14 protein-coding genes are annotated in these 18,818 nt (G+C 70.5%); 11 read left to right on the forward strand and 3 right to left on the reverse strand.

Features of this window, described 5'->3' with window-relative positions:
• Positions 1 to 111 precede the first annotated feature (111 nt).
• Complete coding sequence (locus ACZ6DT_RS08925) at positions 112 to 495, forward strand: WhiB family transcriptional regulator (RefSeq protein WP_465590927.1); 384 nt, start codon at positions 112 to 114, stop codon at positions 493 to 495.
• 132 nt (positions 496 to 627) lie between these two features.
• On the forward strand, positions 628 to 3,891 hold the full coding sequence (locus ACZ6DT_RS08930; RefSeq protein WP_465590930.1) for a glycosyltransferase: 3,264 nt from the start codon (positions 628 to 630) through the stop codon (positions 3,889 to 3,891).
• A gap of 304 nt (positions 3,892 to 4,195) precedes the next feature.
• Here the strand turns inward: ACZ6DT_RS08930 and ACZ6DT_RS08935 are convergent, their stop codons facing one another.
• Entirely contained in the window at positions 4,196 to 4,627 is a 432-nt protein-coding gene (locus tag ACZ6DT_RS08935) for a metallopeptidase family protein (RefSeq protein WP_125792884.1), read from the reverse strand.
• Between the two features lie 116 nt (positions 4,628 to 4,743).
• Between ACZ6DT_RS08935 and ACZ6DT_RS08940 the strand changes: the two genes are divergently transcribed.
• The 6 genes from ACZ6DT_RS08940 (at position 4,744) to ACZ6DT_RS08965 (ending at position 9,533) form a co-directional block, all read left to right on the forward strand.
• Entirely contained in the window at positions 4,744 to 5,097 is a 354-nt protein-coding gene (locus ACZ6DT_RS08940) for a DUF3499 domain-containing protein (protein ID WP_073848429.1), read from the forward strand.
• A gap of 72 nt (positions 5,098 to 5,169) precedes the next feature.
• The gene (locus ACZ6DT_RS08945; RefSeq protein WP_465590933.1) at positions 5,170 to 6,525 is read left to right on the forward strand and encodes a phosphomannomutase/phosphoglucomutase; all 1,356 of its coding nucleotides are present in this window, start codon (positions 5,170 to 5,172) and stop codon (positions 6,523 to 6,525) included.
• 52 nt (positions 6,526 to 6,577) lie between these two features.
• A complete protein-coding gene (locus tag ACZ6DT_RS08950; RefSeq protein ID WP_465590936.1) occupies positions 6,578 to 6,799 on the forward strand; it encodes a Trm112 family protein in 222 nt (73 codons plus the stop codon).
• Positions 6,783 to 7,874 carry a hypothetical protein gene (locus tag ACZ6DT_RS08955; protein ID WP_465590939.1) on the forward strand — a complete coding sequence of 364 codons (1,092 nt, stop codon included), beginning with the start codon at positions 6,783 to 6,785 and terminating at the stop codon, positions 7,872 to 7,874. The genes ACZ6DT_RS08950 and ACZ6DT_RS08955 overlap by 17 nt, the downstream gene beginning before the upstream one ends.
• A 66-nt stretch (positions 7,875 to 7,940) precedes the next feature.
• Positions 7,941 to 9,164 (forward strand): mannose-6-phosphate isomerase, class I, encoded by a 1,224-nt coding sequence (gene manA / locus ACZ6DT_RS08960; protein WP_465591830.1) that lies wholly within the window; start codon positions 7,941 to 7,943, stop codon positions 9,162 to 9,164.
• 189 nt (positions 9,165 to 9,353) lie between these two features.
• Entirely contained in the window at positions 9,354 to 9,533 is a 180-nt protein-coding gene (locus ACZ6DT_RS08965; RefSeq protein ID WP_465590941.1) for a hypothetical protein, read from the forward strand.
• A gap of 58 nt (positions 9,534 to 9,591) precedes the next feature.
• On the opposite strand, the gene ACZ6DT_RS08970 is transcribed toward ACZ6DT_RS08965, so the two are convergent.
• The gene (locus tag ACZ6DT_RS08970) at positions 9,592 to 12,609 is read right to left on the reverse strand and encodes an AfsR/SARP family transcriptional regulator (protein WP_465590944.1); all 3,018 of its coding nucleotides are present in this window, start codon (positions 12,607 to 12,609) and stop codon (positions 9,592 to 9,594) included.
• A gap of 143 nt (positions 12,610 to 12,752) precedes the next feature.
• Between ACZ6DT_RS08970 and ACZ6DT_RS08975 the strand changes: the two genes are divergently transcribed.
• The 3 genes from ACZ6DT_RS08975 to ACZ6DT_RS08985 all read left to right on the forward strand — a co-directional run bounded on the left by ACZ6DT_RS08975 (position 12,753) and on the right by ACZ6DT_RS08985 (position 16,459).
• Entirely contained in the window at positions 12,753 to 13,667 is a 915-nt protein-coding gene (locus ACZ6DT_RS08975; protein WP_465590947.1) for a cation diffusion facilitator family transporter, read from the forward strand.
• Positions 13,668 to 14,014: 347 nt separating this feature from the next.
• Entirely contained in the window at positions 14,015 to 15,535 is a 1,521-nt protein-coding gene (locus ACZ6DT_RS08980; RefSeq protein ID WP_465590950.1) for an amino acid permease, read from the forward strand.
• Positions 15,536 to 15,757: 222 nt separating this feature from the next.
• Entirely contained in the window at positions 15,758 to 16,459 is a 702-nt protein-coding gene (locus ACZ6DT_RS08985; protein ID WP_465590953.1) for an LPXTG cell wall anchor domain-containing protein, read from the forward strand.
• A gap of 44 nt (positions 16,460 to 16,503) precedes the next feature.
• Here ACZ6DT_RS08985 and ACZ6DT_RS08990 read toward each other — a convergent pair whose 3' ends face one another.
• Positions 16,504 to 18,798, reverse strand: a complete 2,295-nt coding sequence (locus tag ACZ6DT_RS08990; protein ID WP_465590956.1) for a hypothetical protein — start codon at positions 18,796 to 18,798, stop codon at positions 16,504 to 16,506.
• Positions 18,799 to 18,818 lie beyond the last annotated feature (20 nt).

The raw sequence follows: 18,818 nt of genomic DNA on the forward strand, positions 1-18,818 counted from the left end.
CCTTGCGCGATGGGGCGCGGGTATCCCCCGAACTCGCTACTCCGCTTGACCTGACCGCACTACACGGGTGTAATCACAGTGATGTCATTCGTCGCTGGAAGGGGGCGGCGGATGGTGTTTCAACACCGCCAGCCTGGGGAGTGCGTGGACAGCGAGGAGGCGGACGTGCGGTTGGAAGCAGATGGAAAGGAATGGGGGCAAGTCGTGGGTTGGGGTGAGGTCCCGGAGCAGCAACTGGGCGATCTCACCGAGCTTTTCGACGATGCCTCCGCGGAAGAGCAGGACTGGCAGGAACGGGCCCTCTGCGCGCAGACGGACCCGGAGGCGTTCTTCCCGGAGAAGGGCGGCTCCACCCGCGAAGCCAAGCGGATCTGCCTCGGTTGCGAGGTCAAGGACGAGTGCCTCGAGTACGCCCTCGCGCATGACGAGCGGTTCGGTATTTGGGGCGGGCTCTCCGAACGTGAGCGTAGGAAACTGAAAAAGCGAGCTGTGTGACGGCGATCTCCGGTGGCCCTCTGTGCCGGAGATCGCTTCTGCCCGCTTCCACCCAGTGGGGCCACCAACGGGTGACAAGGTCGCGTCGTAGGGTGGCGGCACCCGACTTCGCCGCCACATCTGGAGTGCCCGTTGTCTCGCACTGCCGCGTCACCTGTGCCGCGCACGGTCCCCGTACTGGCCATTGTGGTCTGTCACAACGGCGAGAACTGGTTGCCACTGGCGCTTTCCGCGCTGCGGCGCGGCGGCGTCCGGCCGCGGCACATCCTCGCCGTCGACACCGGTTCCACTGACCGGACCGCGCAAATCCTCGCCGACGCGGCTTCGGTCGGCGAAGCGCCGGTCTTGGACGGAATTCTCACCCTTTCCAGTGATGTCGGCTTCGGAGCCGCCGTAGGAGAGGCCGTCGAGCACGCCGTCGAACGCTGGGGTGATCCCGGTGGGTGGCTCTGGCTGCTGCACGACGACTGTGCGCCGGAACCCGACTGTCTCAAAAATCTGTTGGCAGCGGCCGAAAACGAGCCCGCGGCGACGGTGCTCGGTCCGCTCGCGGTGGACTGGAGCGACCCGAGGCTCATCGTCGAAGCCGGTCTGTCGACGGACGCCATCGGCCATCGGCAGCAGATCTCACCCGATGAGACCGACACCGCGGTGCTCGCCGTGCCGAGCGCGGGATCGCTGGTGCGCCGGGAAGTCTGGCATGACCTCGGTGGCTACGACCCCGGATTCGCGTTGCTGCGCGAGGATCTCGACTTCGGCTGGCGGGCCAACGCGGCGGGCGGCCGCGTGCTTTCGGTGCCGCAGGCGCGGCTCCGGCACGCCCGCGCGCTCAGCACCGGGCAGCGGGAACCGGATGCCCTTCGCCTTTCCCTGGCGACGGCGAATCGCGCGCACGGGCTCCGGGTGTTCCTCGTCAATTGCTCCCCACCGTCCTTTTGGTTCGGTCTTTTTCGAATTCCGGTCTTCGCGGTGTTGCGGGCGCTGGCGTTCCTGCTGCTGCGGCGCACCGGCGAGGCGGGCGCGGAACTCGCGGCGACCTGGTACCTGCTGCGTGGTCGCGGCGGGCTGCGCGCGGCCCGCGCCGAACGCCGGAAGACCGGCAGTGTCCGCGGTCTGTTCACCGGGCGGACGACTCGGCTGCGCAACGCCGTTCGCGCCGGTGTCGTCGGTCTCGTCCGGCGCGGTGTGGAACGGGACTTCGCACTCGGGACGGTGCCGGAAAGCGCGGATCAGGAAGGCGCCTGGATCCCGCCGGAGGCGTTGAAGGCCGGGCAAGACCGTCCCGTCGGCCCCGGCGCGCTGCCCGCGGGCGCGATGCGCGGGGTCGGCTCGCGGGGGACGGGCCTGCGGCGGCCCAGCGCGGTCGTCGCTGTCGCCGTTCCCGAAAAGCCCGTGGCGGAGGGGCCGAAACCGTCGCCCGTGCCGCGGCGGCGGCCGGAACCGGAACTCGTGTTCGTCGAGGTCGACCGGAAGCGGGTGCTCGGCGCGACCGTGTTCGCGCCGCCGGTGCTCATGCTCGTCGTGCTGACGGCGCTGGCCTTCGTGGTCAACGGTTCGAGGCTCGGGTTGGATCTCTTCGGCGGGAAGCTGCTGCCGGTCGGTGGGCTCGGCGAGATCTGGTCGTCGTATCTCGCGCCGTGGCACGCGGTCGCGGGCGGGACGGCGAGCCCCGCCCCCGCGACGCTGCCGGTACTGGGCATCCTCGGCGCGATCTTCACGCCGATCGGCGGACCCGCGGCGCTGGTCGCGATCCTGCTGATCGGTGACATCCCGCTCGCCGCGCTGAGCGCGTATGTGGCCACTCGGCACCTTCGCGTGCGTCGCTGGGTGCGTGCCGTCGTCGCGGCGGCGTACGGCGTGCTTCCCGCGGCCACGGCTTCGGTCGCACAGGGGCGGTTCGACGTCGTCGTCGTGCACCTGCTGCTGCCACTGGTGATCGCGGGCATCGTCGGACTGCTGGTCCGCGCCGACTCGCGATGGCTGCACGTCTCCGCGCTGAGCGCGATCGGCCTGGCGCTGATCGGCGCCTTCTCACCGCTGGCACACGCGCTGGCGGTGGTCGGGCTGGTGATCGGGTTCGTGGTGCTGCCGTCGCCGACCGGGCTCGCGCGGCGGATCGCGTCGGTCGGCATCGTGGTCTTCCTGCCGCTGGCGTTGCTGCTGCCGTGGCCGAGTGTGCTGCTGCGGCATCCGGAACTGCTGCTGCACGGGCTCGGCGGCGGTGCCACGGCCGCGTCCGGGGCCGATCTGGCCGGACTGGACCCGGGCGGTCCCGGCGCGTGGCCGATCGGGGTGGCACTGGTCGCGGCCGCGATCGTCGCGCTGGTCGTCCGGCCGTCGAAGGGCGCGGGCGGCGGCGTCGCGGTCGTCGTGCTGGGTGTGCTCGGCCTCGTGGCGGTGCGGTTCGTGGCGGTGACGCCGATGTCGGGCGGCGCGCACGCGACCGGGTACGCCGGGGTGCCGCTGCTGGTGATCGGCGCGGGATTGCTGTGGACGGTGCTGGCGACCTGGCAGCGGGGTGGGTCCGGTGTCGACCCCGCGCCGTGGCTGGCGAAGGTCACGGCGGTGGCCGGGGTGCTGGTGCTGCTCGCGCTGGCGACCGGTGCGGTCGTCGCCGGACGGGAAGGACCTTTGCGGGCGGGTGAGCGTCCTTCGCTCGCTCCGGAGATTTCCGCGGAGCTGGCTTCGAGCGGGCGTTCGGTGCTGGTGGTGGGTTCCCCGGCCGAGCCGGTGCGGCAGACCGGTGGGCGGTTGCCGTTCTACGGCGACGACGAACTCGCGCCGACGCCCGGCAGCGCCGATCGGCTGGCGTCGTGGCGCCGAGACCTTCTCCAGGGCTCGCCGGACGCGGTCAACCAGGCCTTCGCGGCGGCTTTGGCCTCGGGGGTCTCGTATGTCGTTCTGCCGAGCGGTGCCGACGGCGGTGCTTTCGTCGAACTCGCCCGTGACCTGGTCGCTCCGGCGGCGCCGACCTCGGACGGGCGTCCGGTGCTTCACCTGGTGCCCGCGGGCGGACAGGTGGCGTTGATCTCCCCGGAACTGGCGCAGGCCGCGGTGACCGGGAAGGGCGCGCCCGGCGCGTCGCCCGGCGTGGCTCCGGTGCAGGCCGGGCTGCCGGACGTGCGGGTGCGCGTCTCGGAGGGACCGACCGGTCGGCTGCTCGTGCTGGCCGCGGAGTTCGAGGCGGGCTGGCAGGCGAGCGTGGACGGCAAAGCCGTGCCGATCGTGCGGGCTTGGGGGCATCAAGTGGCGGTCTCGGTGCCGCCTACGCCTTCGGAGGTGGTGGTGGAGCACCAGGGCACCACGCGGAACCTGCTGCTGCTGGCGCAGGTGGCGGCGGTGCTGTTCACGCTGCTGACCGCCGTCCCTACGCGGCGGCGACCCACGGCTTCTTGAGGACTGGACGTTGTGGGGCCGCGGTTGCCTGTTGCTCCCGCTTCCGCTTCGCCCTGCGGGCCCCTGACGCAGATGTCTCCAATGCCACATTGGCGACATCCCGCCTTCAACGCCCGACCGCTTTCCCCGGAGTTGTCCACAGCCATTTCCCCTTGTGGACAACTCGGCGCTCCAGCGCCATTTCCGCAGGTCCAGTCGCTCCTCTGCGATACGCTGGGCTGGGGACGCCCCCCGGGAAGGGCGGGGGCTGGGCTGGGGCTGGGGAGCGCGGGGGTGGGTGGCTGGGCGAAGAGAGGGGCGGGGGTTATTCGCCTTCGATGACGTCGGGTTCGACGCCCAGGTAGCCCGCGACCTGTTCGACGAGGACGTCGTGGACGAGTTCGGCGAGTTCGGCCGGGTCTTTCGCGCGCGCTTCGAGGGGGCGGCGGTAGAGGACGATGCGGGCCCGGGTGGGGAGGCCGGCTCGGTCGACGCCGGCGGGCACGAGCCGCGACAGCGGGACGGCGCCGTCGTGCAACACGCCGTCCACTCCGGTCGGTGCGCCATCCGAGCGAACTTCGGGGACGTCGTCGACGGCGACGTCGAGCTTCGTCAGTTCGTGCCGCCACCGCGCTTCGATCGGTTCGAGCGCGTCCAAAACCAGCGCGTCGAACCTTTCCGCCCTGCTCGCGGCGGCGGGAAGGGTCGACGGATACAGCGCTCCGCGCAGGCCCCGGCCGTGCCGGTCCCGGCGCATCCGCCGTCGCTGTCGGGAATCACGAGCCGTCGCCACGAACCGAAGGGTACGCGCTCGGCGAATCAAAGCGCGTGTCGCCGGTACGCCCGGCTCGCGACGCGCTATCGTTCTCGATCGTGCGGAGCGTACGAAAGTGTTCGCGAACGGGTTGTCTCGAACCCGCTGTCGCCACGCTCACGTATGCCTACAGCGATTCGACAGCCGTCGTCGGGCCACTGGCCACCGCGAGCGAACCGCACTCCTATGACCTCTGCGAAGCCCACGCCCTCCGGCTGACCGTGCCCAAGGGCTGGGAAGTCGTCCGGCACGAAGGGGCCTTCGCCGCTCCAGACCCGTCCGCGGACGAGCTGACCGCGCTGGCCGAGGCCGTGCGTGAAGCGGGCCGGTCCGACAAGCCCGCGCCCGAGCCCGAACCCGAGGGACCCTCGGGCAGGCGCGGCCACCTGCGCGTCCTGCCCGGCCGAGCCTGACGCAGGGGCCCGCCGGTAGGCTTTCGAACGCGCCAGAGGGCGTTGTAACGAGACTATCGGCGGGGAGCAGGCGTGCCAGACCTTTCGGGCATCGTGAAGGCCTACGACATTCGCGGCGTGGTCGGTGAGCAGCTGGACGCGGCACTCGTCCGCGACCTCGGTTCGGCCTTCGCCCTGTTGATCAAACCCGAGTCGGACGCGATCGTCATCGGCCACGACATGCGCGACTCCTCGCCCGAGCTGTCCGCCGCCTTCTCCGACGGCGTGACCTCGCAGGGCCTCGACGTCGTGTCGATCGGCCTCGCCAGCACCGACCAGCTGTACTTCGCGTCCGGATCGCTCAACCTGCCCGGCGCCATGTTCACCGCCAGCCACAACCCGGCGAAGTACAACGGCATCAAGCTGTGCCGCTCCGGTGCCGCCCCGGTCGGACAGGACTCCGGCCTCGCGGAGCTCCGCGACACCGTCGAGCAGGGCGTGCCCGCGTTCGTGGGCCAGCGTGGTTCGGTGACCGAGAAGGACGTCCTCGCGGACTACGCGGCGTACCTGCGCAAACTCGTCGACCTGTCCGGCAGCCGCCCGCTGAAGGTCGTCGTCGACGCCGGCAACGGCATGGGCGGCCACACCGTCCCGACGGTCTTCGCGGGCCTGCCCATCGAGGTCGTGCCGATGTACTTCGAGCTCGACGGCAACTTCCCGAACCACGAGGCCAACCCGCTCGACCCGAAGAACATCGTCGACCTCCAGGCGAAGGTGCGCGAAGAAGGCGCCGACGCGGGTCTCGCCTTCGACGGCGACGCGGACCGCTGTTTCGTCGTCGACGAGCGCGGCGAGCCGGTGTCGCCGAGCGCCATCACCGCGCTGGTCGCGATCCGGGAGCTGGAGAAGGAGCCGGGTGGCACCATCATCCACAACCTGATCACGTCGAAGGGGGTCCCGGAGATCGTCGCCGAGCACGGCGGCAAGCCGGTGCGCACCCGGGTCGGGCACTCGTTCATCAAGGCCGAGATGGCCAAGACCGGCGCGATCTTCGGCGGCGAGCACTCCGCCCACTACTACTTCCGCGACTTCTGGCGCGCCGACACCGGCATGCTGGCCGCGCTGCACGTCCTCGCCGCCCTCGGCGAGCAGACGGGCCCGCTGTCCGAGCTGACGGCGGAGTACTCGCGTTACGCGGCCTCCGGTGAGATCAACTCGACGGTCGACGACCAGGTCGCGCGCATGATGGCGGTCAAGGACGCGTTCGGCGCCCGCGACGGCGTCGAAATCGACGAACTGGACGGGCTCACCGTGCAGCTTCCCGGCGGCGGCTGGTTCAACCTGCGCCCGTCCAACACCGAGCCGCTGCTCCGCCTGAACGTCGAGGCCGCCGACGCCGACGCCGTCCGGGCGCTGACCGACGACGTATTGGCGATAGTCCGTGGGTAACGAATGCGTCGTGAAAACACCCATAGAGACGTCCCACAGGTAGGGAGTAACCATGGCCGTCACGTTCGACGCACAGTTGCTGGACATCTTGGCCTGCCCGTCCCCTGATCACGCGCCGCTGCGTCCTGGGACGTCGGCGGACCCGGAGGCCGACGCGCTCACCTGCACCGAGTGCGGTCGGGTGTATCCGGTCCGTGATGGAATCCCGGTACTGTTGCTGGACGAAGCCACCGAGCCGACGACCCCGGATGGCGATCATGCCGACGGTCCCTGACGATTCCCTGCTCGACGATCCCGCGAGGCTGGCCGAGGCCGACACCGCGGGGCTCCTCCGTGCCGCCGCGATGGCGGGCGCCCAGGTCCGGGCGGCCGCCGAAGCCGCGGCCGAACTCGAGCTGAGTGATCGCCTCGACGTCGGGCGCCCGCGTTCGCTCGTGCTGATCGACCGGCCGGGGATCAGCCGGACGCTGACCCGGATGGTCGCCGCGCTCCTGGCCCCGGCTTGCCCGGTGCCGGTGGTCGTCGCCGAGGTGGTGCCGAGCTGGATCGGCGCGCTCGACGTCGTCTTCGCGCACACCGACGACGCCGGTGACCGCGAGCTGGCCGCGTCCCTGGAACGTGCCGCCCGGTTCGGGGCGACGGTCGTGCTGTCCGCGCCCGCCGAAGGCCCGGTCGCGGCCTCCGTCGCGGGCAAGGGGCTGCTGCTCGCGCCGAGGCTCCCGGTGCCGCCGGAGATGGCTTTCCCGCGCGGGCTCGCCGCGGCCCTGCTCACCGCGAACGCGCTCGGCCTGCTGGTGGCCGACTTGGAGCAGCTCGCCGACCATCTCGACGCGGAAGCCGAGAAGGACTACCTGGCCAGGGATTCGTTCGCGAACCCGGCCAAGGCGATGGCGCTGAAGATGGCAGGCCGGCAACCCCTGCTGTGGGGGCTGGACCCGGTCGCGGTCGCCGTCGGTGAGCACGCCGCCCACGCGTTCGCCGCGCACGCCGCCGTCGTCTGTGACGCGGAGGACTACCGCCAGGCACTGGCCAGGCCCGCATTGCGGCGGGCGGCGTTGTCCGGCGGCCGGGATCGCGATATCTTCGCGGACCCGGAAGAGGGGAACGCTTCGACGCCGAGGGTGCTGCTCCTCTCGGTTCGGACGGGACCGGCCGCGGACGCGGCCCGTTATCAGGCGGAAGACCTGCTGCCCGGTGCGGAGGTGATCGCCCCGGCCGAAGAGATCGAAACCGACGAGATCGTGCGTGCGGCCGTTCTCGCGCTGCGTTTCGAGCTGGCCGCGGTCTATCTGGGGCTGGCCGTCGGCAGCATCGGCGGCGCCGGGAGGTATACGCCCGCGACGGCGTGAGTCCCGAGCGCGACGTAAGCAATGAGGGCCGGCACCACCCGTGCCCGGCGAGGAGTTGAGGTGACAGTGGAGCTGCTGCGCAATGCCGTGCGGCCCTACGCGTGGGGATCGAGAACGACGATCCCCGAGCTGCTGGGGCGACCGGTGCCGGCGCCGCATCCGGAGGCGGAGCTGTGGATGGGCGCCCACCCCGGCGACCCGTCCCACGTCATCGGCCCGGACGGCACCGAGCGGAGCCTGCTGGAGCTCGTCGAAGCCGATCCGGTCGGCCAGCTCGGCACGACCTGCGCCGAGCGCTGGGGCGGCAGGCTGCCGTTCCTGCTGAAAATCCTCGCCGCCGAAGAGCCGCTTTCCATGCAGGCCCACCCGTCGGCCGCGCAGGCGGCGGAAGGGTACGCGCGCGAGGAGTCGGCAGGGATCCCGCGCGACGCCTCGAACCGCAACTACCCGGATCCGACGGCGAAGCCGGAACTCGTCTGCGCGCTGACCGAGTTCCACGCGCTCGCGGGCTTCCGCGACCCGGAACGCACGATGTCGCTGCTGAAGGCGATCGAAACGCCCGGGCTGGCGAAGTACGCGGTGCTGCTGGAAGCCCAGCCGGATCCGGCCGGGCTGCGCGCGCTGTTCACCACCTGGATCACGCTGCCGCAGGCCGCGCTCGACGAACTGCTGCCCGAAGTCCTCGATTCGTGTGTGAAGCACATCCAGGAACGCGGCGAGTTCGACATCGAATGCCGGACCATTCTCGGTCTCGGCGAAGCGCATCCGCGGGACGCGGGAGTGCTCGCGGCGCTGCTGCTGAACCGGCTCACCCTCAGCGCGGGTGAGGCGATCTATCTGCCCGCCGGCAACCTGCACCTGTACCTGCACGGCACCGCCGTCGAGATCCTGGCGAACTCGGACAACATCCTGCGCTGCGGACTGACCCCCAAGCACGTCGACGTGCCGGAGCTGCTCCGCGTCGTCGACTTCGCGTGCGGCGAGATGCCAGTCCAGAGCGGCGAGCGCGAGGATCGTCTCTCGGTGTACCGCACCGACGCGCCGGAATTCGAGCTGTCGCGGATCGAATGGGAGGCCGGGGACGGCGACGAGGTCGCCGTCCACGACGTCGGCCCGCAGATCCTGCTGTGCACCGCCGGTGGCCTGCTGGTCACGGCCGACGACGGTGAGCAGGTCGAACTCCGCCGGGGCCAGTCGGTGTGGCTCCCGGCCGCCGACCCCGCCGTCCGCGTGCGGCCGCTTTCCGGCGAGCGCACCCAGGTGTTCCGCGCCACCGCCGGCACCTGCTGACCCTTCGCGTTTAGTCCTCTGGATGCGGTCCTTGCACGCGCAAGGACCGCATCCAGAGGACTAAACGCGGGCGGGCTTGGGCTAACTGTGTGCGTTCCGTGTGGCGGCTTCCGCAACTATCGCCCGAAGGGGTGACCCGGCGCTTGGCGTCGGCTCGTCCCGGACGTCGACAGCCGAGGAGCAGCAGTAGTGACTTCCCATCCCGACGCGACGAGCGGACGCGCTTACCGGGTGCCGGTCTCCGCGCGTCCCACCGCGCTCGGACCCGCCGCCGTGACCGTGCTCGTCTCGCTGCTCACCGCCGCGCTGGTGATCACGCCGGCCTGGTTCTCCGCCGGACGGCGTGCACCGCGGCTCGCCGCTCGGTGATTCCGGACCGATGGTGATTTCCGGGTGGTGCCCGTCTGAGGGGTCGGGCACCGCTCGGTCAGGCCGGGGCGGGTTCGGTGAGCGACAACAGCAACCGGACGAGGGTCGAAGCGTTGGCGTCGTGGGGGACTTCCAATCGCTTCGCCTCTTCGCCCGCCGCCTCGGCCGCCTTCGTTTCCCCGACGGCCTCGTACGCCCTGCGCAGCACGTGCAGGGTGAGGCCTGTCGCGGGTTTCCCGCCCATGGCACGGAATTCGTCGAGACAACGGCGCAATACAGGGATCGCGCGATCGGCCCGGCCGTCGCCGATCCAGCTCGCGGCGATCGCCCGCGTGCAGGAAAGCTCCCTCGGCCGTTCCTCGAGGGCTCCGGCCAGCCGCCGCGCGTTCTCGTAGGCCTTCACCGCGCCGTCACGCCGTCCGGCGCCCGCGAGGATCGCGCCCTGGGTGCGCAACGACTTCGCCAGTGCCGATTTAGCCGTTGTCCGGCGCAGGACCCGGACCGAGTCCTCGATCGTCTCCAAGGCCTCCTCCGGGTGCCCGTCGAGCATCAGCGACCACGAAAGTCCTTGCAGAGCGACACCGAGCTGGCGCTCGTCGCCGCTTTCGCGCGCCTGGGCGAGGATTCGGCGATCGATCTCCAGCGCTTCGGAGATCTTGCCCAGTCTGTGCAGGGCGGCGGATTCCGCCCGCCTGGCATGGGTTCCGGAATCCTCCACAGTGGACAGTTCGCGGGCCTGGGTCGCGGCGTGCAGCGATTCCCCGGCCCGGCCGAGCCCGACCAGGCTGTGCGCCAGATTGGTCTCCACCCACGCTCGCGTGGACAGGTCGCCCAGCTCCGCCAATTCCTTCGAACAAGCGCGGTGACCCTCGACGGCGCGTTCGTACTCGCCGCGAACATGCAGCAACACCGCCAAATTCGCCTCGGCGATGACCACGATGTGTCTGTCACCCGCCTCACGGGCGGCGTCGCGCAACGTCTCGTACGCCGTCCGCATATCGGTGTAGTGACTGTGCAAGTAGAGGTACGTGCTCAGTCTTTCCAGTATCCGCAACGCTTTTCGCCGCCAGCCGACGGCGCACAACGACGAGACGGCGGCGACCAGGTTGGCCCGCTCCACCGAGAACCAGGTGCCGGGATCGCGCAGCAGCCGCTCGACCAGCTCGTCCGCCAGGGGTTGCACGGGGACATCGTGATCCGACAGCGGCATCGGTACCGTCCTCGGCAGGCGGCGGGCCGCCGTGTCGGCGAGGCACAGCGCCGCGTCCGACACCTTCGCGACGGTGGCCACCCGCTCGGCGCGGGTCTCCAGCTCCCGGCCGAGTTCCGTGGCGAACACGCGCACCAGGTCGTGCACGCGGAACCGCTGCTCACCCGTCGGGTCGAGACCGGTGGCTTCGAGCAGGCTGGCCTCGACGAGTTCGTCGATGGCCTCGTCGGCGCTGTCGGCGGTGTTGTCGGCGGTGTTGTGAATGAGGGCCGACACCGCCCACGCGGGAAGGTCGAGGGTGCGGCAGCGGCCGATCAACCGGAACGCGCGCCGCGCCGCCGGGCTCAGCGCCTGGTAACTCAACGCGATACTGCCGCGCACCTGGAGATCGCTGACCCGGAGTTCGTCGAGGCGCGAAACCTCGTCCTCCAGTTTCCCGGCGAGCTTTCCGAGCGGCAGACCCGGCCGCATGGCGAGCCTGCTGCCGGCGATCCGCAGCGCCAGCGGGAGATTGCCGCAGGCCTTGGCGATCCGCTCCGCGTCCGCGCGTTCGGCGGCCACCCGGTCCGGCCCGGCCAGCCGCGCCAGCAGAGCCATCGCCTCGGTACCGGACAGCGGTGCGAGGTGGAGGCGATCCGCCCCGGCCAGCCCGGAAAGCCGCCGCCTGCTGGTGATCAGGACGGCGCTGCCCGGGGTTCCCGGCAGCAGCGCGCGGACCTGATCGGGGCTCGCGGCGTCGTCGAGCACCACGAGGACCCGCCGATCGGCGAGTCGGCCGCGATACACCGCGGCCCTGGCCTCGACATCGTCCGGGATGGCCGGGCCGGTGACGCCCAGCGCGCGCAACAGGTCGCCGAGGACGGCGGCGAGGTCGCGAGGGGTGGAGGCGCCGGCCAGCGGGACGAACAGCTGCCCGTCGGGGAAGGACCGGCGGAGCCTGTGCGCGGTGCTGACCGCGAGAGTGGACTTGCCCGCGCCGGGCTGGCCGGTGATCACCGCGACCGGGACCCCCGCGGCGTCGCCTAGCAGCCCGGAGAGTTTCGCGATCTCGTTCTCGCGGCCCGCGAGATCCGCGATGTCCGGCGGCAGCTGGCAGATCGGGAAGACCGGCGCCGGCTTGGCCGACGGCGCCGGATCCTCCCCGCGCAACACGGCGGCGTGCACACGGCGGACCTCGGCGCCGGGTTCCACACCCAGCTCCTCGACGAGGGTGGCGCGCAGATCGCGGTGGACGGCCAGCGAATCGGCCTGCCGCCCGGCGCGGTGCAACGCGATCATCAGCTGCGCGGCCAGCCGCTCGCGCAGGGGATGTTCGGTGATCATCGCCTGGAGTTCGCCGGTGAGCTCGCCGTGCCTGCCGTCGGACAGTTCGGCGTCGACACAGTCTTCGAAAGCGGCGAGACGCTCCGACTCGAGCCGGGCGACGTCGGCGTCGAGCCGGGGGAGGTGCAGTCCGGAAAGGACCGGCCCGCGCCATTCCGCCAGCGCCCGGCGGTAGTGCCCGGCGGCCGCCGCGGGATCGCCGGCCCGCGCCGCGGCCTTCCCCGCCGCGACCGCTTCGCGGAAGGACAGCAGATCGAGGTCGCCGGGCTCGACCACCAGCCGGTAACCATGCGGATCCCGCTCGATCTCCAGCCCCTCGAAGCGGGCCCGCAGACGGGAGACGTACGTGTGCAGATTCGAGGAGTACGACTTCGGCGGCGTCTCCGGCCAGAGGGCCTCGACCAGGGCGTCGACCGGGACGGGCGAGTTCGCGTTCAGCAGCAGGACGGCCAGCAGGGCACGCTGGTGATCGCCGCGCGGCGTCGTCCGCCGCCCGGCCGGGCTTTCGATCATCAACGGTCCGAGCACGCCGAATCGCGGCACGGGCACCTCCCCAGGTCATGAGAGGGGCGAGACTAGCGAGGAGGCCCGACAATTCTGTGACCTGTCCCGCCCGCCGTGTACGGGCTCATCTGCACTGCTAGCCTTCGAACCCGGCATATCGGGACACCATTGGGGAGTTGCACGTGTCTGCAGGTGGCGGAACCAAGGCGATCATCGCCGCGCTCGTGGCGAACGCCGGTATCGCGGTCGCGAAATTCACCGGCTTCCTCATCACGGGATCGTCCTCGATGCTCGCCGAGTCCGTGCACTCGCTCGCGGACACCTCGAACCAGGGTCTCCTGCTGCTCGGGCAGAAGACCTCGCAGCGCAAGGCGACCCGCACCCACCCGTTCGGCTTCGGGCGGGACCGGTACTTCTACTCGTTCATCGTCGCGCTGATGCTCTTCAGCCTCGGCTCGGTGTTCGCGCTGTACGAGGGCATCCACAAGATCAGCGAGCCGGAGGCGCTGACCTCGCCGTGGGTGGCCGTGGGCATCCTCGTGGTCGCGATCGGGCTGGAGTGCTACTCCTTCTACACCGCGATCCAGGAGTCCAAGAAGATCAAGGGCGACGCGGGCTGGTGGGCGTTCATCCGCCAGGCCAAGACGCCTGAGCTGCCGGTGGTCCTGCTGGAGGACGCGGGCGCGCTGTTCGGCCTGGTGTTCGCGCTCGCCGGTGTCGGGCTGTCGGTCGTCACCGGGAACCCGGTGTGGGACGGCATCGGCACCGTCACGATCGGCGTGCTGCTCGGCATCATCGCGATCATCCTGATCATCGAGATGAAGAGCCTGTTGATCGGCGAAGGCGCCTCCGAGACCGACCTCGACGCGATCGTCGACGAACTCGCCGCCGGGAAGGTCGAGCGGGTCATCCACATCCGCACGCTGTACATCGGCCCGGACGAGATGCTGGTGGCCGCGAAGCTCGCGCTGGTACCCGGGCTGGACACCGCTGACATCGCACAGGCCATCGACGACGCCGAAGCGCGTGTTCGCGCGAAGGTGCCGACGGCGACGCTGATCTACCTGGAGCCGGACTTGGACCGCGCGCTGGCCTGAGCCTTGCCCCTGTCGCTTTCGCACGTTTCCGTGTCATGAAAGGTCCTTTCCTCGCGAAATTCGCGAGGAAAGGACCTTTCCTCGCATGGGTAAGCCGAACTCGCGTGACTGGAGACCGAACTCGCGTGCTTGGAGACCGAACTCGCGTGATCGGGGGCCGAACTCCCACATCCGGCCGGAGACACGCGTGATCCGGCTCCAGTCACGCGTGTGCGGTCCGGGGCAACTGTCCGTACACCGCCGATCACCGCCCCGACCTCCCGGTACTTCGTTGCTCTCCCACCGCGCTGCCGTCACCGCCGGGCGATAGGGTCCCTTGAACCGCAGTCAGGTGTAGGAGGTCAAGGGTGCCCGGAAACGGTCTGTGGCGTACGAAAACCATCGAACAGTCCATCGCGGACACCGACGAGCCGGGGTCGAAGCTCAGGCGGAACCTGAGCGCGTGGGATCTGACCGTCTTCGGTGTCGCCGTCGTCATCGGTGCCGGGATCTTCACCCTCACCGCGCGCACGGCGGGTGACTTCGCGGGGCCGTCGGTCTCGCTCGCGTTCGTGTTCGCGGCCATCGCCTGCGCGCTGGCCGCCCTCTGTTACGCCGAATTCGCGTCGACCGTCCCGGTGGCAGGGAGCGCGTACACGTTCTCCTACGCCACGTTCGGCGAGTTCATGGCGTGGATCATCGGCTGGGACCTCATCCTGGAGCTCGCCGTCGGCGCGGCCGCGGTGTCGAAGGGCTGGTCCGCCTACCTCGAAACCGTGCTCTCCTACATCTTCGGCAAGGGCACGAAGACGACGTTCGAACTCGGCCCGATCCCGATCGACTGGGGCGCCTTGCTCGTGGTGCTCGTACTGGCCACGCTGCTCGCGGTCGGCACGAAACTGTCGTCGCGTTTCTCCATGGTGATCACCGGGATCAAGGTCGCCGTGGTGCTGTTCGTGATCGTGCTCGGCATCTTCTACATCAAGGGTTCGAACTACACCCCGTTCATCCCGGAGGGCCAGTCCGCCGGGGAATCGGCGTCCACCGGGGTCGACCAGTCGCTGTTCTCGCTGGTCGCCGGGGGCGGCAGTAGTTCGTTCGGCGTCTTCGGCCTGCTGGCCGCGGCGTCGCTGGTGTTCTTCGCGTTCATCGGGTTCGACATCGTCGCGACCACGGCCGAGGAGACCCGCAATCCGCAGAAGGCCGTGCCCCGCGGCATTTTCGGCTCGCTCGCCATCGTCACGGTGCTGTACGTGGCCGTGTCGCTCGTGGTCGTCGGCATGGTGAACTACAAGGAACTCGCCACTTCGGCGGGTGACGGCGGCAAGAAGACGCTCGCGTCCGCGTTCGCGGCCAACGGCGTCGACTGGGCGGCCAACATCATCTCCGTCGGTGCCCTCGCCGGTCTGACGACCGTCGTCATGGTGCTGATGCTCGGCCAGATCAGGATCATCTTCGCGATGTCGCGTGACGGCCTGATGCCGCGCAGCCTCTCGAGGACCGGGGAGCACGGCACGCCGAAGCGGGCGACCATCGTCGTCGGCGGACTGGTCGCGGTCGCCGCGACGTTCTTCCCGGCGGACAAACTCGAGGAGATGGTCAACGTCGGGACACTGTTCGCTTTCGTTCTGGTCTCCGCGGGCGTGCTGGTGCTGCGCAAGACCCGGCCCGATCTGCCCCGTGCCTTCCGGGTGCCGTGGGTCCCCCTGGTCCCGATCCTGGCGATCGTCGCCTGTATCTGGCTGATGCTGAACCTGACCGTGCTGACGTGGCTGCGCTTCCTGGCCTGGATGGCACTGGGCGTCGTCATCTACTTCGCCTACAGCCGTCGCAATTCGCTGCTCGGCAAGCAGAACAAGGGCGAGGTCCCCACGTCCGTTTCGGACTGATCATTCTCGTTTCGGCGGCCCACCATTCCTTTGTGGATGGTGGGCCGCTTTGTCGGGGGCCCCGGTTTCCGTGTGAAATCGGTGTGCGATAGCGTCCGGTCCCTGTCTCCCCCTGATGGGTGAACGGGACTCGTGCAGCCCTACCGCGAGTTGACCTTCATCCCTCCAAAGAGGCACCACGCTTTGCTCGTTTGTCCCCCGATCGGTACAGGAGAGCTCTGAATGCAGATCATCACCGGACGGCGTGTCCGCTCCGCCGCCACCGTCGTCGCGCTGGCCACCGCCGCCCTGCTCGGCGTCACGGGCACCGCGCTGGCGTGCCACACCGACGACCCCCGCGCCATCCCGACCCCGAAGAACGTCAGCACCTGTGAAAAGGCGAAGCTGCCGGGCACCGAGATCTCGACGAAGGACCTGACCTTCACCGGTGGCACGGAGAAGGACAAGTACCTCAACATCACCGCGGTCGGCGAAGGTGTCACCGTCACCGCGATCGTGGTCAAGGGCGGCGACGGCTACAACATCTACGAGCCCGGCAAGCGCGGTCTCGCCGAGACCCCGCCGTGGGAGAAGCTGCGCTCGCCGATGAACGGTGGCGGCAAGCAGGCCGACATCAGCCACTGGTTCGCCTGTGGCGAGAAGAAGACCAAGCCGACCGAGCAGCCGAAGCCCACCGAGCCGACGAAGACCTCGACGGCCAAGCCGCCGACGACCGCTCCGACCACCACGGACAAGCCGTCCGAGACCTCCGCTCCGTCGGGCACCGCGGTGCCCGCCCCGAACGTCGGCGGTAACGGCGGCAACGGTGGCGGCCTCGCGGACACCGGTTTCGACAACGCCTGGCTGCTGTGGGCCGGTGGCCTGCTGGTGCTGGCCGGTGCCGGTGTCCTGGTCCTGCTGCGCGTGCGTCGCAAGACCAACTGAAGCTAGCCGATGTCTGAAGGCCCTCTTCCTCGTGAAGGGGGCCTTCAGCGCATTTGCGGGAAGTCCCCGAACAGCGAGCCTTGCTCACCCCTGGAGTTCGTCGGGCGGGGACGGCCGAGACCGGCGGCCATCGCGACGGCGTTGTCCCATTCGGCGTCGACGACGTAGTCCGTGTGCTTGAGGACGCCCGGCGCCCAGCGGTGCCGTCCGGTCGGCCCGCGCATCGGGTCGGGCAGCCAGTGGTCGCCGCCGAGCACCAGGACGCCCTGCTCGTCGGCCTTGGCGGCCAGCGGCCCCGTTCCGCCGCCGGGCAGGTAGCCGTCGCCCAGCAGTTTTCCGGACACCACGCGATGCCGCCACGTCGTGACGCCGCCGCCGAAGATGTCCGTGCCGCGGCACAGCGCCCGCCAGCGCCCGTCGAGATCCGCGTACAACCCGGCGAGCTGCTCCTGGGGCAGCATCGCGGGGAAGGCGCGCTGATAGCCCCATTGCAGGGGTGAGCCCGCGGTCAGCAGTCCGACGCGGTCGCGGTCTTCCGGCGGCAGATCGGCGATCACCCGCGCCGCGGCGAGCACGGTCAGCAGGCTGCCGAGGTTGTACCCGGACAGCACGACGCGCGTGCCCGGATCGGCCAGATGCTCCTTGACCCGGTCCGCGAGTTCCGGGACGACCCTGAGCGCGTAACTCGGCGGCACGGTCGGATGGGCGGCACGCGGCCAGAAGCACACGAGATCCGCCAGCGCGCCGAGGTGACGGCTGCGCTTGGGGGTCGTCGCGGCGGCGAACACGACACGCAGCAGTCCCGCCGCCATCGCGCCCAGCGCGAACACGCCGATCGCCGAAATCGGTTTGAACCAGTCGGGCAGCGGGCCGAAACCGAAGCGCAGCACCAGGAGCGCGCCGCCGCCCGCCGCCATCGCCAGCGCCACCGTGAGCGCGAGATGGTGCAGATGCTTGCGTTCCCACGAAGCGCGGGCCCAAGCCCCCGCGGCTTCCTCTTCCTGTGCCTTGTCGATCTCCATCAGCGCGACGATCTTCGGGACGCCGCGGCGCAACCGGCGCAGCGGGACGGCCACCGCGAAGCCCAGCACGCCGAGTACGACGGCGAGCGCGAGCCCGGCGCCCCACAGCACGGTCACCAGCGAATAGGTGTCGGGCAGCCGGAGATCGGTCGCGCCGACCAGCTGCCGCAGCGCGACCGCGAGTCCCGCGCCGAAACCGCCGCCGAGCAGGCCTGCCAGCGCGACGACCGGCGCCGCCGCCCAGCCTCCGAGCCAGGGCCGCAACCGGTGCGGCAGCTGCTTCCAGGCCGGCCGGCCGAGCAGGGCCGCCGGGGCGAGCACCAGCGCGAACAGCACGGTCACCGCGACCATCGCCGCGCCCAGCGCCTCGACCGTCCCGTCCGCTCCGCCGAGCCCGCCGCCCGGCAGACCCGCGGGCAGCGGTGTCCGGCGCACGACGGCGATCCCGACCAGGACGACGGCGACCGCGATCACCCCGCCCCGGATCACCGGCCCGGCCGAGAAACCGACCGTCGAGGCCACCAGCGCGGCGAAGACGAGCGCCAGCGCGCAGATCCAGACGATCAGGTCGAACGTCGCCGTCGGCAGCCGGAACGGCCCGCCGAGCAACGGGAGCGCGACACAGGTCAAGGCGGCGACGGTGTGCAGCGTGCGCAGGCCCGGCGTCCGCGGCAGATCCTGCGGTTGCAGCGGGCTCGAACTGTGGGCGCGGTGCAGCCTGTTCCGCGACCGCCAGTCCGAGGACGGGATCCGGTCGAGCACGAAGATCAGCACCAGCAGCGGAAGCACCCCGATCGCGATCCGCAGCGGTGCGAAGTCCCGCAGGAACGACGGCGCCCCTGCGAGGCAGGTCGAACCGGGGGCGAGGCACTGCGCGGCGAACAGGTCGAGCGAGACCACCGCGAGCTGGCTGATCAGCAACATCGTCAGCAGCAGCGAGGCCACCCGCAGCAGCCCCCGGCAAACCGCGCCGAGCACCGCCGCGGACCGCCTGCCCTCCGGGACCGGCGGCAGCATCCAATGCGCGACGTTCGCCAGCGAGAACGGGAACAGCAGCGCCCAGGTCGCCTTCGCGGCGCCACCGGAGGTCATCCCGCTCCACAGGTAGCCTTCGAGGATGCGCGGGATCGAACGGCCGAGCGCGGGCAGTACCGGACCGGGAGCGGGACGGCGCAGCCGGTCCGACGGCCGGATCAGCCTGCCGATCCCGTCGCCCGCGACGTCGACCACCGACGTCGAATCCAGCAGGCTTTCACCGCTCGTGCCCACTAGCCCGGGTACGCGTATTTCGACGACGCGGGTGTCGGGACCCGGCATGACCACGGTGAAGGCCTCCA

Source organism: Amycolatopsis sp. NPDC041971, assembly GCF_055588925.1.